At 71.4% G+C, this 15,022-nt stretch carries 17 protein-coding genes; 4 read left to right on the top strand and 13 right to left on the bottom strand.

The window, feature by feature from the left end; translation table 11 throughout:
* Positions 1-9: 9 nt before the first annotated feature.
* Both P2L57_RS33060 and P2L57_RS33055 read right to left on the bottom strand, forming a co-directional pair.
* The gene (locus P2L57_RS33060; protein ID WP_275820904.1) at positions 10-729 is read right to left on the bottom strand and encodes an LPXTG cell wall anchor domain-containing protein; all 720 of its coding nucleotides are present in this window, start codon (positions 727-729) and stop codon (positions 10-12) included.
* Positions 730-885: 156 nt separating this feature from the next.
* Positions 886-1,539: a TetR/AcrR family transcriptional regulator gene (locus P2L57_RS33055; RefSeq protein ID WP_275820988.1), complete on the bottom strand. Its 654-nt coding sequence runs from the start codon at positions 1,537-1,539 to the stop codon at positions 886-888.
* A 97-nt stretch (positions 1,540-1,636) separates the two neighbouring features.
* On the opposite strand from P2L57_RS33055, the gene P2L57_RS33050 reads away from it, so the two are divergent.
* Both P2L57_RS33050 and P2L57_RS33045 read left to right on the top strand, forming a co-directional pair.
* A complete protein-coding gene (locus P2L57_RS33050; RefSeq protein ID WP_308292540.1) occupies positions 1,637-1,948 on the top strand; it encodes a hypothetical protein in 312 nt (103 codons plus the stop codon).
* Positions 1,942-2,412, top strand: coding sequence for a hypothetical protein (locus P2L57_RS33045; RefSeq protein ID WP_275820902.1), 471 nt, complete (start codon positions 1,942-1,944; stop codon positions 2,410-2,412). The genes P2L57_RS33050 and P2L57_RS33045 overlap by 7 nt, the downstream gene beginning before the upstream one ends.
* On the opposite strand, the gene P2L57_RS33040 is transcribed toward P2L57_RS33045, so the two are convergent.
* Both P2L57_RS33040 and P2L57_RS33035 read right to left on the bottom strand, forming a co-directional pair.
* Positions 2,366-2,866, bottom strand: coding sequence for an ATP-binding protein (locus tag P2L57_RS33040; protein WP_275820900.1), 501 nt, complete (start codon positions 2,864-2,866; stop codon positions 2,366-2,368). The genes P2L57_RS33045 and P2L57_RS33040 overlap by 47 nt on opposite strands.
* 136 nt (positions 2,867-3,002) lie before the next feature.
* Positions 3,003-3,371: an STAS domain-containing protein gene (locus tag P2L57_RS33035; RefSeq protein WP_275820898.1), complete on the bottom strand. Its 369-nt coding sequence runs from the start codon at positions 3,369-3,371 to the stop codon at positions 3,003-3,005.
* 267 nt (positions 3,372-3,638) lie between these two features.
* Between P2L57_RS33035 and P2L57_RS33030 the strand changes: the two genes are divergently transcribed.
* Positions 3,639-4,565 carry an RNA polymerase sigma factor SigF gene (locus P2L57_RS33030; RefSeq protein WP_275820896.1) on the top strand — a complete coding sequence of 309 codons (927 nt, stop codon included), beginning with the start codon at positions 3,639-3,641 and terminating at the stop codon, positions 4,563-4,565.
* Between the two features lie 146 nt (positions 4,566-4,711).
* Here P2L57_RS33030 and hutI read toward each other — a convergent pair whose 3' ends face one another.
* From hutI to hutU, 4 genes are all read right to left on the bottom strand, one after another.
* A complete protein-coding gene (gene hutI, locus P2L57_RS33025; RefSeq protein ID WP_308292541.1) occupies positions 4,712-5,878 on the bottom strand; it encodes an imidazolonepropionase in 1,167 nt (388 codons plus the stop codon).
* 29 nt (positions 5,879-5,907) lie between these two features.
* The gene (locus P2L57_RS33020) at positions 5,908-7,323 is read right to left on the bottom strand and encodes a formimidoylglutamate deiminase (protein ID WP_372516023.1); all 1,416 of its coding nucleotides are present in this window, start codon (positions 7,321-7,323) and stop codon (positions 5,908-5,910) included.
* A complete protein-coding gene (locus tag P2L57_RS33015; RefSeq protein WP_275820892.1) occupies positions 7,314-8,513 on the bottom strand; it encodes an allantoate amidohydrolase in 1,200 nt (399 codons plus the stop codon). The genes P2L57_RS33020 and P2L57_RS33015 overlap by 10 nt, the downstream gene beginning before the upstream one ends.
* A 62-nt stretch (positions 8,514-8,575) precedes the next feature.
* Positions 8,576-10,255 carry a urocanate hydratase gene (gene hutU, locus P2L57_RS33010; protein WP_275820890.1) on the bottom strand — a complete coding sequence of 560 codons (1,680 nt, stop codon included), beginning with the start codon at positions 10,253-10,255 and terminating at the stop codon, positions 8,576-8,578.
* Between the two features lie 147 nt (positions 10,256-10,402).
* Between hutU and P2L57_RS33005 the strand changes: the two genes are divergently transcribed.
* Positions 10,403-11,758, top strand: coding sequence for a type III PLP-dependent enzyme domain-containing protein (locus tag P2L57_RS33005; protein WP_275820888.1), 1,356 nt, complete (start codon positions 10,403-10,405; stop codon positions 11,756-11,758).
* Here the strand turns inward: P2L57_RS33005 and P2L57_RS33000 are convergent.
* The 5 genes from P2L57_RS33000 to P2L57_RS32980 all read right to left on the bottom strand — a co-directional run bounded on the left by P2L57_RS33000 (position 11,742) and on the right by P2L57_RS32980 (position 14,989).
* Positions 11,742-12,320, bottom strand: coding sequence for a hypothetical protein (locus P2L57_RS33000; protein ID WP_275820886.1), 579 nt, complete (start codon positions 12,318-12,320; stop codon positions 11,742-11,744). The two genes, P2L57_RS33005 and P2L57_RS33000, sit on opposite strands and share 17 nt — an antisense overlap.
* A 91-nt stretch (positions 12,321-12,411) precedes the next feature.
* The gene (locus P2L57_RS32995; protein WP_275820884.1) at positions 12,412-13,257 is read right to left on the bottom strand and encodes a MurR/RpiR family transcriptional regulator; all 846 of its coding nucleotides are present in this window, start codon (positions 13,255-13,257) and stop codon (positions 12,412-12,414) included.
* 272 nt (positions 13,258-13,529) lie between these two features.
* Positions 13,530-14,141, bottom strand: coding sequence for a 50S ribosomal protein L25/general stress protein Ctc (locus P2L57_RS32990; RefSeq protein WP_275820882.1), 612 nt, complete (start codon positions 14,139-14,141; stop codon positions 13,530-13,532).
* A 237-nt stretch (positions 14,142-14,378) separates the two neighbouring features.
* Positions 14,379-14,540 (bottom strand): hypothetical protein, encoded by a 162-nt coding sequence (locus tag P2L57_RS32985; protein ID WP_275820880.1) that lies wholly within the window; start codon positions 14,538-14,540, stop codon positions 14,379-14,381.
* A gap of 2 nt (positions 14,541-14,542) precedes the next feature.
* A complete protein-coding gene (locus P2L57_RS32980; RefSeq protein WP_275820878.1) occupies positions 14,543-14,989 on the bottom strand; it encodes a hypothetical protein in 447 nt (148 codons plus the stop codon).
* Between the last annotated feature and the right edge of the window lie 33 nt (positions 14,990-15,022).

The following is a 15,022-nucleotide window of genomic DNA, read 5'->3' as shown; positions in this document are numbered from 1 at the left end:
GGACAGGGCCTAGCGCGTCTGGTTCCTCCGGGTCAGCCACAGCACGCCGCCCGCGCCGAGCAGCAGCACCGTGCCGCCGAAGGTGCCCAACGCGATCGCGGAGTCGGCCGGACCGGTCTGCGGGAGCTGGCCGCCGGAGCCGGACGAGGAACTGGAACCGGAACCGGAGGCGGAGCTGGAGCCGCCCGAGCCCCCGGACCCGCCCGCCGCGCTGACGTCCAGGGTGAGCGAGGGACCGGGGTTGTTGCTCGCCGTACACGTCGTGGTGGTGCCGAGCGCCTTGATGGTGAGGGTGCCCGCGGTGAAGGTGACCTTGCCACTGGCGTGCGGGGTGTACGTACCCGTCAAGTCACTGATCTTTATGGGGGTGTTGGCGGGGATCGGCGCGTCGTTCGGCGGGCCCGACACATTGACCGTCCCGGAGTCGGCACCGCCGACCCTGATGACGGCGCTGGGGTTCATCGCGCCCTTTCCGAGTTCGATGGGGCTGGACGAGACACCCTTCTGGAAGGACATGGTGAGCTTGTAGTCCGAGCCGCTCTGGTCGGCCTTGATGTCGATGGGCGAGACGGCGCCCTTGTCGCCGATCGGGGTCTTGCACTGGTAGTCGACGGGAACCGTCGTGGCGTACGCGGTCGGGGCGGTGCTCAACGCCACCCCCGCCATCACCGTCCCGGCCAGGACGAGCGCTCCGCCCCGGGCCGTCGTCCTGCGCGTGGAGTACGACACCGCCAATCTCCCTTCGGCCGGAAAGTTACTGACGGCACATCAGATTTGGGCCTCGACCGTACGCCGGGACCCTTGCCGAGGGAAGACAAGGTGCAAGGACAGCACCGGAATCCGGAGTACGCGGCGAGGCGGCCGCCACCGCGAGGAGCCCCGGCATCAGCTGCCGGGCACCGGCGCCGGACAGCTGGGCCCGAAGTGCTCGATCGCGCGCAGCGCGTCCCCCAGCATCCGCACCAGGAGCGCCTGAACCGTCTCCCGCGGCAGCTCCTGGTGGGCGAGCCAGTCGAGGGTGACGCCCTCCACCGCCGACATCCAGCCGATCAGCGCCATCCGGGTCACCAGCTGGATCTCGCCACGGCCCCATGCCCCGTGCGCGATCGTGGTCAGGATCGCCTCGCGCACCCCGTCGCGGATGGCGTGCACCTCGGTGTCGAAGCCGACGCCGCCGGTGATGATGGTGCGGTACGCGGCCTGGTGGTGCTGGGCGTAGCGCAGATAGCCGTCGATGGTGCGGCGCACCCGCTCGGCCGGGGGCAGGCCGGTGTCGCTGTCCGACCTGACGACGAGTTCGGCGACCGACTCCTCGATGATCGCCAGGTAGTAGCCGCGCTTGTTCTTGAAGTAGTAGTAGATCAGTCCCTTGGCCACGTCGGCGTGACGGGCGATGTCGTCCATGGACAGCGCGTCGTACGAGGTGTCCGCGAACAACTTGCGGCCGATCGCGATGAGTTCGGCCCGCCGGGCCCGAGACCGCTCGGTGTCCCGGGCGGTCGCCGGCGACCGCTGCCCAGAGCGTTGACTATTATTCAAATTCCGCCCCACTCTCCAACTGCCGCGGGTCATCCGCAGTATGGCAGAGGGTCTTCCGACGCGACGGAGGAACCGCCTGGGCACCGCACGGCGCACCATGCCGGAAGGCAGAACGGCCTGGAAGAAGGCGGTGGTTGTCACGTTGCCCGCGGTCGGCGCGGTCGGCGCGCTCGCCGCCCGAATGGCCCAGGGCGTGATCGCCGCCTCATTCGCGGTCTCCGGCACCGGCTTCCAGGTCTCCTCGGGAAAGCTGATCAGCAAGGGGCTTGCCGGCTTCGTCCAGACCGACCACTCCACCGACGGCAAGGGTCATCCACCGCCGGGGCGGTACCCGCGCCCGTGCCCGGTACCGCACCGGAGCCGCCCCGCTACGCGGGCGCTCCGGCGCAGAACACGCCGCCTATGGTGACCGCGACGCGGTTCGCACCGGACGGCTTCATCATCGCCGGGGTCACCGAGGTGCTCACCGCGGCGGGTCCGCGGAAGGCGATGGTGCTGCGGATGCGCACGGCCCTCGTTGACCGACCACCGGCTGCGGACCCGCGCGGCGGGCCGGAACTGGCGCCCGGCGCCGACCAGTTGGACCTCACCGGCGATGGGACGCTCTACCTGACCCGGTTCAGCGGCTGCCTCGAAGGGGTGCTGTGCCTGACGTTCACACCCGATCAGCTGCCGGTCCCGCCGATCGTGCCGCCGTTCGTCTGTATGACCCGGGTCGAGGCCGACCGGGCCCTGGTCATCTCTGATGTGAGCACGGCAGGCGGACCGACGCTGCACGCGGTGCCCCGGACGGCGCGGAGGGCCTGCCCGGGCGCCGCGCGTTGGCTCATCCGGGCCAGGCGACCTCCGCCCAAACGGTTTTCCCGGGGCTGACCGGGTCCCGCATCACGCCCCAGTCCAGGCAGAGCCGCTGCACTATGAACATGCCGTGCCCCCCGGGACGCCCCGCCCGGTGCGGGCTGCGGGGGGCGGGGTCGCCGGAACCGCCGTCGGAGACCTCAAGCCGTAGCAGCTTGGGGGCGGCGTGCAGCCGTAGCTCCTGGGGACCGCCGCCGTGCAGGCAGGCATTGGTGACCAGCTCGGACACCACCAGCAGGATGTCCTCCGCGCTCGCCCGCCGGTCATCGGTGGCGGCGGGCAGCCAGCCCCAGTCGTGCAGCGCCTGACGGGTGAAGTCGCGGGCGAGCGGAACGACGCCACTGGCATCGGCGAGCGTGACACGGCGCACCTGGTAGCCCGGCGTGCCCGCCGCGGGCACGTCTGAGTCGCGGACGTCACCGTGATTACGATCACGATCGTCCGGCGCAAAGGGCCGGGTGGTGCTCATCAGCGCTTCACCTCACCGATGTCCGACAGTTCGAGGAGTCTCCTGCCCGACGGAACCCGGGCAACACCCACAGATTCTCGCGAGCCGGTGTGGCGATGGTCGCCCGCAGCCGACGGGCGCCCGCCACGGCTTCACATCACTCGTTCAGCGCGTCGGCGAGAGTGTCATGGACAGTGAAAACAGCTTCAGCACCGGTGATCTCGAACACCCGTGCCACCACAGGGAGAAGTCCGGCGAGGTGCACCCCGCCCCCGGCGGCCTCGGCCCTCAGCCGGGCCCCGAGCAGCACGTTCAGGCCTGTGGAATCGCAGAACTCAAGCCGCGAACAGTCCACGACGAGCTTGTTGCAGCCCTCGTCGACGCTGCTCTCCATCGGCTCCCGCAGCAGCTCGGCGGTGTGGTGATCCAGCTCACCGGCGGGGGTGAAGATCGCACAGTGCCCGCGCCGCTGCACAGCGACACTGAGACGGTCTCGGCCGGCGGTCCCGACCATCCCGCGGTCCATGCGCGTTCCTCCTGGTTGCCTGGTGACTGCGCCCTCGAACCTTACGCCGTCCGACAACCGGACGGTAGTCGATGTGGAGGCCACGCAGGGTACCTTCCCGCAGTCGCAACAGCTCCATCATGACTTCACCGGAAACTTGCAACCCGGGCGCGAAAACGGGTAGGGCTGGAAAGGAGATGTCCGTACACGGCCGGTGGGAGGCGCCGCACAGCAGTACGCCAGCGAATGGCAGCGGCAACCTCTGACGCCTGCCCGAGGGAGGAGATCATGGCACCCCAGCTCGACGCACAGACGCTTCAGGAGACGGACACCGGATCCGCTGCGGAGCCGGAGACCGGACGCTTGGAGGCGCCAGAGGCGTCGACAGGACCGCTCGGCGACCTGGAGGGACTCGCCGATCTGCCGGTGATCCCGCCGTTCGACGAGGTGGCGCCGCTGGATGCGAGGGCCCTGTCCAAGACGCTCTTCCAGCGCCTGGAGACGCTTGAGGAAGGCACCCACGAGCACGCGTACGTCCGCAACACCCTGGTGGAGCTGAATCTCGCCCTGGTGAAGTTCGCGGCCTCCCGCTTCCGCTCCCGCAGCGAGCCGATGGAGGACATCGTCCAGGTCGGCACGATCGGACTGATCAAGGCGATCGACCGCTTCGAGCTCAGCCGCGGCGTGGAGTTCCCCACATTCGCGATGCCGACGATCATCGGCGAGATCAAGCGGTTCTTCCGCGACACCAGCTGGTCGGTACGGGTACCGCGACGGCTTCAGGAGCTGCGGCTCGACCTGGCCAAGGCCGGTGACGAGCTCGCCCAGAACCTGGACCGCTCCCCCACCGTGACCGAGCTGGCGGACCGGCTCGGGCTCAGTGAGAACGAGGTCGTCGAGGGCATGGCCGCGAGCAACGCCTACACCGCGAGCTCGCTGGACGCCCAGCCGGAGGAGGACGACTCCGAGGGCGCGCTGGCGGACCGGATCGGCTACGAGGACCACGGCCTGGAGGGCATCGAGTACGTGGAGTCCCTCAAACCGCTGATCGCGGAGCTGTCGGCACGGGACCGGAAGATCCTCTCGCTGCGCTTCGTCGGCAATCTGACCCAGTCCGAGATCGGCGAGGAACTCGGCATCTCGCAGATGCACGTCTCACGACTGCTGACGCGCACGCTGTCCCGGCTGCGGCGCGGGCTGCTCGTGGAGGAGTGAGCGGGGCCCTTCCGGCGGATTCTCCAGCGGCCCGGCGGTGCGTTCGGCACCGCCGGGCCGCTGCGTCGGTGCGGTGGCTTGTGCGACCCGGCGGTCGTACAACAGCCACAACCCGTCAACACGCCAGTGGCGTAGGCAGGAAGGCCCTACGCCACCTTCACACCCGCGCGCCACACGGCCGAGGCCAGGGGAACACCCGGCCGGTAGGCCAGATGCACATGCGAGGGCGCGTCGAGGAGTAGCAGGTCGGCCCGGGCACCCTCGGCGACCCGGCCGACGTCCGTGCGGCGCAGCGCCCGGGCGCCGCCCGCGGTGGCCGCGTACACCGCCTCGTCGGGCGTCATGCCCATGTCCCGTACCGCCAGGGCGATGCAGAACGGCATGGAGCTGGTGAAGGAAGAACCCGGGTTGCAGTCGGTGGACAGCGCGACGGTGGCCCCGGCGTCCAACAGCCGCCGTGCGTCGGGGTACCGGGCCCGGGTGGAGAACTCGGCACCGGGTAGCAGGGTGGCGACGGTGTCGCCGCTGGCGAGCGCGTCGACATCGGCGTCGGTGAGGTGCGTGCAGTGGTCTGCGGAGGCGGCACCGAGCTCCACGGCGAGCTGGACGCCGGGCCCGGGACCGAGTTGGTTGGCGTGGACGCGCGGCGTCAGGCCGCGGGCGGCTCCGGCGGTCAGGATCGTACGGGCCTGGTCGCCGTCGAAGGCGCCGCGCTCGCAGAAGACATCGACCCACCGGGCGTGCGGTGCGCACGCGTCCAGCATCGGACCGGTCACCAGGTCCACGTATCCGGCCGGATCGTCGGCGTACTCCGGAGCGACGATGTGCGCGCCGAGGAACGTCACTTCGTCGGTGTGGCGGGCCGCTATGCGCAGTGCGCGCGCCTCGTCCTCGACGGTGAGCCCGTAGCCGGACTTGGTCTCCATGGTGGTCGTGCCCTGGCGCAGTGCCTCGGCCACATAGCGGGCCACGGTGGCCTCGAGTTCGGCGTCGGAGGCGGCGCGGGTGGCGGCGACGGTGGTGCGGATGCCGCCCGCCGAGTAGGCGCGGCCCTCCATGCGGGCGTTGAACTCGGCGGTGCGGTCGCCCGCGAAGACCAGGTGGGAGTGGGAGTCCACGAAGCCCGGGAGCACCGCCCTGCCGCCGGCGTCGATGTGACTGTCAGTGGCGGGTGCTTTGCTTGTAGTGCCGACCCAGGCGATGCGGTCGCCGTCGATGACGACGGCCGCGTCGTCGATGAGGCCCAGTGGGCCCCGGCCGAGGGAGGGGTTGTTGGTGACGAGGCTGCTGATGTTGGTGATCGCGGTCGCCATCGGTGCGGTGGTGTCCTTCAGCTGCGGGGTCATGGGGTGCGCACGGCGGCGATGGCCTCGGCCATCGCTCCGGGCGCGTGCTGGACCAGTTGGTGGTGTCCCTCGCGTACCACGTGCCGACCCGCGACCACGGTGTGGCGTACGTCCGCGTTGGAGGCGGCGAATACGGCCGTCTCGGGGCCCAGGCGCGGCGGGGTGCCCGCGGTACGGATCGAGTCCAGCGCGATCGTGGTGAAGTCGGCGAGGTAGCCGGGCTCGATGCGGCCCGCGTCGGACCAGCCGAGGCACGCATGTCCGTCCTCGGTCGCGGCACGCAGGAGTTGGGCCGCCGTCCAGTGCCCGCGCTTGCCGGTGCGCAGCCGCTCGTCCAGTTCCATCGCGCGGGCCTCTTCGAGCAGGTCGATGACCGCGTGGCTGTCGCTGCCGAGGCTCAACGGGCTGCCGGCGTCCTGGAGTTGCACGGCTGGACCGATGCCGTCCGCGAGGTCCCGCTCGGTGGTGGGGCACATGCAGACGGTCGCCGCGGCGCCCCCGAGGAGGCGGATGTCCTGTTCCGTGAGGTGGGTTGCGTGTACGGCGGTGGTGCGCGGGCCGAGTGCGCCGTGGTCGGCGAGCAGTTGGGTGGGCGTGCGGCCGTGGGCCTGGAGGCAGGCTTCGTTCTCCGCGGTCTGCTCGGAGAGATGGACGTGCAGCGGTGCATGCCGTTCGTCGGCCCAGCGCACGACGGTGGCCAGTTGCCCGGCGGGCACCGCCCGCACCGAGTGGATGGCCGCTCCGACCCGGGCGTGCTCGCCGTCCGCCTTGATCGCGGAGGCGCGCGCCGCCCAGGCGTCCGCGTCGCCGTCGCTGAAGCGGAGTTGGCGGGCGGCCGGGGCAGCGCCGAAACCGGAGGACAGATAGCAGGTGTCGAGGAGGGTGATCCGGATTCCGGCTTCCGCCGCGGCGGCGATCAGCGCGTCGCCCATGGCGTTCGGCTCGCCGTAGGGGGTCCCGTCGGGCTGGTGGTGGACGTAGTGGAACTCGCCGACGCAGGTGATCCCGGCCAGCGCCATCTCCGCGTAGACGACGCGGGCGAGGTCGAAGTACCGCTCGGGGGTGAGGTTCTGGGCGACGGCGTACATCACCTCGCGCCAGGTCCAGAACGAGTCCGGCGCCCGCTGGCCGTCCCCGGCGGTCGCCTGGCCCTGCCTCCCCGGTGCCGCTCCGGCGCCGTGATCGGCCTGGACCGTGCCGCGCAGGGCGCGGTGGAAGGCGTGCGAGTGCGCGTTGGCCAGGCCCGGCAGGGTGAGCCCGCGCAGGCCCACCGAGCCCGCGGGCGGGACCTCGACCGATGTCCGGACGGCCGCGATCCGGCCGTCCGGGGCGGATTCGATCACCACGTCGCTCTCGACGCGGCCGTCGATCCAGGCGTGTTCCGCCCAGTAGGTCTGCGGTGTCAGCGACACGCCAGGCCCTCCAGTACGTCGGCGAGCGCGAGCACTCCGGCGAGGCAGTCGTCCTCGGCGGCGTGCTCGGCCGGAGAGTGCGAGACCCCGGTGGGGTTCCGTACGAACAGCATGGCGGTCGGAACGGAGGCGGACAAAATACCCGCGTCGTGTCCCGCCCCGGTGGGCAGTACCGGGATGGCGCGGCCTTCGGCCGACAGCAGCCCGGCGGCCGTGTCGCGCAACGCGTGCTCGAACTCCACCACCGGGGTGAAGGACTCCCGGGTGACCCGGACCTCGACGCCGTCCCGCCCGCCGCGCTCGGTGGCCGCCCGCTCGATCTCCTCGACCACGGCGGCGAGGGTCTGCTCGTCGGCGGCCCGTGAGTCCAGCCAGCCGCGGACCAGGGAGGGGATGGCGTTGACGCCGTTGGGTTCCACCGCGACCTTGCCGAAGGTGGCCAGGGCGCCGGCCAGCCGCGCCTTCTTGCGCGCGGCCAGCACGGTGTTGGCGTACGTCAGCATCGGGTCGCGGCGGTCCTCAAGCCGGGTCGTCCCGGCGTGGTTGGCCTCGCCATGGAAGTCGAAGCGCCAGCGGCCGTGCGGCCAGATCGCGGAGGCGACGCCGACCGGGTCCCCACTGAGGTCCAGCGCTCGGCCCTGCTCGACGTGCAGTTCCACGAACGCGCCGATCCGGGCGAGCCGCTCGGGGTCGGGGCCGATGGCCTCGGGGTCGTATCCGGCGCGTTCCATGGCCTGCGGGAGGCTGATGCCGTCCGCGTCACGCAGCTCGGCGGCCCGGTCGGCGGTGAGCTGCCCGGCGGCGAGCCGGGAGCCGACACAGGCCAGGCCGAACCGGGCACCTTCCTCATCGCCGAAGTTGACGATCGCCAGCGGGCGGCTCGGGCCGGCGCCCCGGGCCCGCAACTCGTCCACGGCGGCGAAGGACGAGACGACGCCGAGCGGGCCGTCGAACGCGCCGCCGTCGGGGACGGAGTCCAGATGCGAGCCGGTGACGACGGCGTCCCCCGCCTTGGGGTCGCCGAGCCACGCCCACTGGTTGCCGTTGCGGTCCACCTCGTACTCCAGGCCGCGTGCCTCGGCCTGGGTCCGGAACCATGCCCGGCAGTCGGCGTCGGCGCCGGTCCAGGCGAACCGGCGGTACCCGCCGCTGCGGGCGTCCCGCCCGATCGGAAGGAGGTCCTTCCACATCTCGTGGAACCCAGCCGGCCGCGGGCGGTCGGAACGACTGCCCGCGGACCTTGCAGCGCGATTCACGCGCCCTCCCGCATGGGAACCCGTACGTCGCGCTCCGCCGCGATCTCCTCCGCACGGTCGTACCCGGCGTCCACGTGCCGGATGACGCCCATCCCGGGATCGTTGGTGAGCACACGGCGGATCTTCTCCGCCGCGAGCGCGGTGCCGTCGGCGACGGTGACCTGGCCCGCGTGGATGGAGCGGCCCATGCCCACGCCACCGCCGTGGTGGATGGAGACCCAGGAGGCGCCGGAGGCCACGTTGACCATGGCGTTGAGCAGCGGCCAGTCGGCGATCGCGTCGGAGCCGTCGAGCATCGCCTCGGTCTCGCGGTACGGGGATGCCACCGAGCCGCAGTCGAGGTGGTCGCGGCCGATGACGATGGGTGCGGTCAACTCACCGCTCGCCACCATGTCGTTGAAGCGCTCACCGGCCTTGTCCCGCTCACCGTAGCCGAGCCAGCAGATGCGTGCGGGCAGGCCCTGGAAGTGGACGCGCTCGCCCGCCATCTTGATCCAGCGGGCGAGGGACTCGTTCTCCGGGAAGAGGTCGAGGATCGCCCGGTCGGTGGCCGCGATGTCCTTCGGGTCACCGGACAGCGCCGCCCACCGGAACGGGCCCTTGCCCTCGCAGAACAGCGGCCGGATGTACGCGGGCACGAAACCGGGGAAGGCGAACGCCCGGTCATATCCGGCGAGTCGGGCCTCGCCGCGGATGGAGTTGCCGTAGTCGAAGACCTCGGCGCCCGCGTCCAGGAAGCCGACCATCGCCTCGACGTGCTTGGCCATGGACTCCCGCGCGCGCTGGGTGAAGTCGGCGGGCTTCTCCTTGGCGTAGTCGGCCATGTCCTCAAAGGCGACACCCAGCGGCAGGTAGCTCAGCGGGTCGTGGGCGCTCGTCTGGTCGGTGACGATGTCGATGGGCGCGCCCATCTCCAGCATGCGCGGCAGCAGTTCGGCGGCGTTGCCGAGCAGGCCGATCGACAGCGGCTTGCGCTGGTCGCGTGCGGTGGTCGCCAGTTCCAGGGCGTGGTCGAGCGAGTCGGCCTTCACATCCAGGTACCGGTGCTCGATGCGCCGGTCGATGGCGCGCGGGTCGCAGTCGATGCAGATGGCCACGCCGTCGTTCATGGTGACGGCGAGCGGCTGGGCGCCGCCCATGCCGCCGAGCCCGGCGGTCAGGGTGATCGTCCCGGCCAGCGAGCCGCCGAACCGCTTCGCCGCCACCGCCGCGAACGTCTCGTAGGTGCCCTGGAGAATGCCCTGGGTGCCGATGTAGATCCAGGACCCGGCGGTCATCTGGCCGTACATCGTCAGGCCGAGGGCCTCCAGACGGCGGAACTCCTCCCAGTTCGCCCAGTCGCCGACCAGGTTGGAGTTGGCGATGAGCACTCGCGGCGCCCACTCGTGGGTGGTCATCACACCGACCGGGCGGCCGGACTGGACGAGCATCGTCTCGTCCTGCTTCAGCCCCTGCAGGGTGCGGACCATGGCGTCGAACGAGCGCCAGTCGCGTGCGGCCTTGCCCGTACCGCCGTAGACGACCAGCTTGTCGGGGTGCTCGGCGACCTCGGGGTCGAGGTTGTTCTGCAGCATCCGCAGCGCGGCCTCCTGCTGCCAGCCGCGGGCACTGAGCTGGGTGCCACGCGGAGCCCGGACCGGGCGGGGGCCGGGTTCACCTACGGGCGTTGCGGACATGCGGGTCGCCTCCTCAGCGTCGTCTCCCGACCGGATGTGGATCGGGTCATTCACATACTTGCCGTGTGAATACTTCCAGTCAACAGGTGCCGGCGCCGGTATTCGCCAGTACTGGCCTGTCGGCGCCGCTGATGGTGAAGTGGGGCCATGGCATCTGCGGAGTTCGACGGCGTCACCGCCCTGCCTGATCCGGCGACCCGCCGGGCGCACGCCCTGCGCGCGGCCGTGGCACAAGGGGTGCTCGGCGCCGACCTGCCCGTCGTGGGGCTGCTGGACGCCACCGGAATCAGGGAGTCGGCCCGCGAGCTGCGTGCCGCGTTCGCCACGCCCGGGGTGTCCGTCAGCCACGCCTTCGCAGTGAAGGCCGCATCCCTCGTCCCCGTGCTGCGGCTGCTGTACGCCGAGGGCATCGGCTGCGAGGTGGCCAGCCCCGGCGAACTGGCGCTGGCCCGCGCCGCCGGGGTGCCCGTTTCCCACATCGTCCTGGACTCCCCCGCCAAGACCGCCGCCGAACTGCGCGAAGCCCTGGCGCTCGGGGTCGCCGTCAACGCGGACAACCCGCAGGAGCTGGACCGCCTGGACGCGCTCCTCGCCGGATCCAGCACCACGTCCCCCATCGGCCTGCGGGTCAATCCGCAGATCGGCGGCGGCAGCATCGCCGCCACCAGCACCGCCACCGACCGCTCGAAGTTCGGCCTGCCGCTGCGTGATCCGGGCGCCGTCGACTGGCTGGTCCGCAGCTGTGCGCGGCGCCCCTGGGTGACCCGGCTGCACGCCCATACCGGCTCGCAGGGCTGCCCGTTGGAGCTGATGGCCGAGGGCGTACGGGTCACCTACGAACTCGCCGAGCGCATCAACGCGGTCACCGGCCGCCAGCAGATCGACACGCTGGACATCGGGGGCGGACTGCCGGTGAACTTCGCCTCCGACGTGACCACACCGACACATCGCGCGTACGCACGGCTGCTGCGGGCCACCGTCCCCGGTCTGTTCGACGGCCGCTACGGCATCGTCACCGAGTTCGGGCGCTCGCTGCTGGCCAAGCACGGCACGATCCTGGCTCGCGTGGAGTACACCAAGACGGCGGGCGGCCGCCCGATCGCGGTCACCCACGCGGGCGCGCAGCTCGCCACCCGTACCGTCTACGCCCCCGGCGCATGGCCGATCCGGGTCACCGCGCTGGACGACAAGGGCCACCCCAAGAGCGGCGAACGGGTCGCCCAGGACGTGGCCGGGCCCTGCTGCTTCGCGGGCGACATCGTCGCCGAGGCCCGCGAACTGCCGCCGCTGGAGGAAGGCGACCTGGTCGCGCTGCTGGACACCGGTGCGTACTACTTCTCCAACCACTACCAGTACAACTCGCTGGCGCGCCCCGGCATTTACGGGTACGTCAGCGACGGCAGCGGCGTGCGGTTCGCGACGGTACGGGCGCCGCAGACGCTGGACGAGATCGTCGCGGAGAGCGGCGGTGCCCAGCCGGAGGCGCTCAGCGCGCTGACCTGACCGCCCGTCGGGCCCCGCCCGGCCTGGCGTCTCCGGCGGCCGGGCCGGTCATCAGGTAGGCCCGCACGTCCTTGCCCGCCGGGCCACGACGCAGCGCCTGTTCCGGTCGCACCCACAGCAGCGCCTCATGGGCCCGCTCCCAGCGGCCGAGCCAGACCGCCTTCGCCCACAGCCCGGCGCCGACCCCGGCCAGCAGCATGCCGCCCGCCGCGGGCGCCACGGCCGACGTGCCGAACGCCGCCGCGAACGCCAGCAGCAGCCTCCAGCCGCGCGGCCGCAGCCACTGGCCGACGGTGACCCGCCGGTCCTGCAGGAAGGCCGACTTGGCGGCGTGTGTCGAGGCGCCCGCGAGTGCGGCGTACCGCTTGCGGCGGGCGAGATACCCGGCCCCGGCGCCGATGACGAAGAGCGCCGCGCCGCTCAGTCCCCCGATCCGGCGCCCTGTGAATCCCGGTACGAAGGCTCCGGTGACCGCCGCCAACGCTCCGAGCCACCAGCACCACCGCGCAGCCGCCCGCACCATCACCGCGACCCGAGCCAGCGCATAAGCCCCGCGCCCCACGACCGTCCTCCGCACATCCGGAATCGACACCTTCCGGGGCGGAGGTTACTCAGCGAACGTCAAAACGGCGTGAGAGAGGAACCGGACATCATCAGTCGACGAAGAGCCCGCGCGCCGCGGCCCGGGCATCGAACTCCTCAAGCCGCGCCTGCGCCTCCGGCAGGTTGTCGCACATCGCCTCCAGCAGCACCCGGCCCAGCATCATCGGCGCGCACGGCGTGTCGAAGACCAGCCCGGTGCCGACGGCCGCGGGCAGCAGCAGGTCGGAGTGCTTGGCGACCGGCGCGAACGAGCTGTCGGCGACGGTGACCACCGTCAGCCCGGCCTCCTTCGCGTACTCCAGGGCGTTCACCACCTCGCGCGGGTGGCGCGGCAACGCGAAGCACAGCAGCGCGGTCGCGCCCGCGCGCTTGGCCGCGTCGATGCGGTCGACGAGCGCGGTGCCGCCCTCGTCGAGCAGCCGGACGTCCGGGTGCACCTTGGCCGCGAAGTACCCGAAACCCCGCGCCTGCGCCCCCGCCGCCCGCAACCCCAGTACCAGCAGCGGCCTGGACGCGGCCAGCAGCCGCCCGGCCCGCGCGACGGGCTCCGGGTCGGCCAGTAGCGCGGCGAGATGCCGCAGGTTCTCGATCTCGGCCCGCACGGCCTGCTGGTACTCGTTGTCCGTGTCGGTCTCCGCGGTGGCCTGCGGCGCTGGAGCGACCTCCCGCAGATGCCGCCGCAGCGCCGGGTAGCCGTCGAAGCCCAGCGCCACCGCGAACCGGGTCACCGACGGCTGGCTCACCCCCGCCAGCTCGGCGACCTCCACGCTGGACAGGAACGGCGCGTCGGCGGCCCGTCGCACCAGGCAGTGCGCGATCCGCCGCTGGGTGGGCGTCAGCCGATGCCCGTCGAACAGCCGCATCAACCGCGCCGCTCCGCCGTCCTGCGCCGCCATCGCGCCCTCCTTGGCCTGGTTCCCGTCGCAACCGCCCGACTGTACGGACGGGATGCCACGCACGACATCCGTAGCCGCAGATTAACGCGTGTGTATTAACACTTCATTCAGCACTTCATGCCCCTGCATGAAGCCATGCAGGGGCATCCGCGAGCAGCCGCCACCCTCGCCGTTCTCCACCCGCCCTCTGGACGCTGCACGGCGGCGGCGCCGGACACGCTGTCGCTGTCCGGCCCCTCCCCGCCCGCTGTCTGATGTCCGGCGTCCCGGGATCAGCTCTCGGCGGCTTCCGCGGCCTCGCCCTCCGCTTCCTCCTCGGCGGCCTCCTCCTCGGCCGGCACCTCGGCCTGGGCCGCGACGATCTGCAGGACGGGGGCGTCCTCCTCGATGGCCAGGGCGGTGCCGGGCGGCAGCGGGATGTCCTTGGCGTGGATGGTGTGGCCGGCGTCCAGGCCCTCGATGGAGACGGTGACCGCTTCCGGGATCCGGGTGGCCTCGGCCTCGACCGACAGCGTGTTCAGGATGTGCTCGATGAGGTTGCCGCCGGGGGCCAGCTCGCCCGCGGTGTGGATCGGCACCTCGACGGTGACCTTCTCGCCCTTCTTCACCGCCAGGAGGTCCACATGGACCAGAAAGCCCCGAATGGGCTCACGCTGCACGGCCTTGGGGATGACCAGTTCACCTTTCCCCGCGACATCCAGGTTGATCAGGACGTTCGGGGTCTTCAGCGCCATCATCAGCGCGTGGCCCTCGATCAGCACATGTTTCGGCTCGGCGCCGTGTCCATAGATAACGCCCGGGATCTTGTTCTCCCGACGGGCCCGGCGGGCAGGGCCCTTACCGAAGTCAGTCCGCAGTTCGGCGGTCAGCTTCACCTCAGCCATGACTGCACTCCTCGTGTTCAGACGATCTGGTGGACGTCGCCCGGCCCACACAGACCCGCCACGAGGGGTGCACCGACCAGGGGCCGCCGCACCCCCGTGAGTACGGCCTCCCTCGCCGAGCAACCCAGCGAGGGTATCCAGCGGGAACCCCGAATCACCGGCACGACCGCCGCAACGACCACGGGTGTCGCACGAGGCGGCCGAACGCACCGGCGCCGCCCCGGCGGCTCGTGCTCGCTATGTCAGCAGCGCCAGGACGCCGTGGATGACGGCGAAGCCGCCGCAGTCTCCGTTCCCCGACGGGTCGGAATCGCCGACGTCCCAGGCCAGGAACAGTTCCACGAAGACGGGGAGGAGACCGAACCCACCCGCCACCAGGAGGCTCGTGAAATCAACCACCGTCAGCCCTTCCCCAGGTCACCCAGAGCCAGTCGCATTCGACGTTCGGCCGCCACGTCAACGACGTCGTAGGCGTTGGCCGCGTTGGCGACGTCCTGCGCCCCTTGCGCCAGCCGGTTGGCGAGGTCGACCATGTGGTCCTCCCACGCTCTGGCACAGGCGTTCAGCGATGTCCCCGACTGCCGACCCCACTGGTCGTCGCCCACGGCGTAGCCGGCATCCGGCGCATGGGCCAGGTGCTTGCTCGCGGCGTCCAGCGCATGGGCCAGGTGCTTGCTCGCGGCGTCCGCGAGAGTCCCGACGTATCCGCCGGTCTTGCGAACCCCCTGCGTGTTGATCCCGATGTCGGGTGTATCAATCAACTCGGTTTCCCCTAAGGCCGATTGGCCGACCGAGGTGCCGGCCTGACGGGTGGCCAATACCGCCTGGCGGATGGGCAATACCGCCATCCCGCACGCTTGGACCAACAGGCCGGACGCGGC

The organism is Streptantibioticus ferralitis (assembly GCF_029223525.1).
GTDB lineage: Bacteria > Actinomycetota > Actinomycetes > Streptomycetales > Streptomycetaceae > Streptantibioticus_A > Streptantibioticus_A ferralitis.
Note: the sequence above shows the minus strand (reverse complement) of the source record. Positions and strands in the feature narration are given on the sequence as shown.

Bases quoted from the DNA above. Each gene is read 5' to 3' on its own strand.
- P2L57_RS33050 (WP_308292540.1), top strand. From the start codon at position 1,637: ATGCCGGAAGGCAGAACGGCCTGGAAGAAGGCGGTGGTTGTCACGTTG.
- P2L57_RS33045 (WP_275820902.1), top strand. From the start codon at position 1,942: ATGGTGACCGCGACGCGGTTCGCACCGGACGGCTTCATCATCGCCGGG.
- P2L57_RS33040 (WP_275820900.1), bottom strand. From the start codon at position 2,866: ATGAGCACCACCCGGCCCTTTGCGCCGGACGATCGTGATCGTAATCAC.
- P2L57_RS33035 (WP_275820898.1), bottom strand. From the start codon at position 3,371: ATGGACCGCGGGATGGTCGGGACCGCCGGCCGAGACCGTCTCAGTGTC.
- P2L57_RS33030 (WP_275820896.1), top strand. From the start codon at position 3,639: ATGGCACCCCAGCTCGACGCACAGACGCTTCAGGAGACGGACACCGGA.
- hutI (WP_308292541.1), bottom strand. From the start codon at position 5,878: ATGGCGACCGCGATCACCAACATCAGCAGCCTCGTCACCAACAACCCC.
- P2L57_RS33015 (WP_275820892.1), bottom strand. From the start codon at position 8,513: ATGTGGAAGGACCTCCTTCCGATCGGGCGGGACGCCCGCAGCGGCGGG.
- hutU (WP_275820890.1), bottom strand. From the start codon at position 10,255: ATGTCCGCAACGCCCGTAGGTGAACCCGGCCCCCGCCCGGTCCGGGCT.
- P2L57_RS33005 (WP_275820888.1), top strand. From the start codon at position 10,403: ATGGCATCTGCGGAGTTCGACGGCGTCACCGCCCTGCCTGATCCGGCG.
- P2L57_RS32995 (WP_275820884.1), bottom strand. From the start codon at position 13,257: ATGGCGGCGCAGGACGGCGGAGCGGCGCGGTTGATGCGGCTGTTCGAC.
- P2L57_RS32990 (WP_275820882.1), bottom strand. From the start codon at position 14,141: ATGGCTGAGGTGAAGCTGACCGCCGAACTGCGGACTGACTTCGGTAAG.
- P2L57_RS32980 (WP_275820878.1), bottom strand. From the start codon at position 14,989: ATGGCGGTATTGCCCATCCGCCAGGCGGTATTGGCCACCCGTCAGGCC.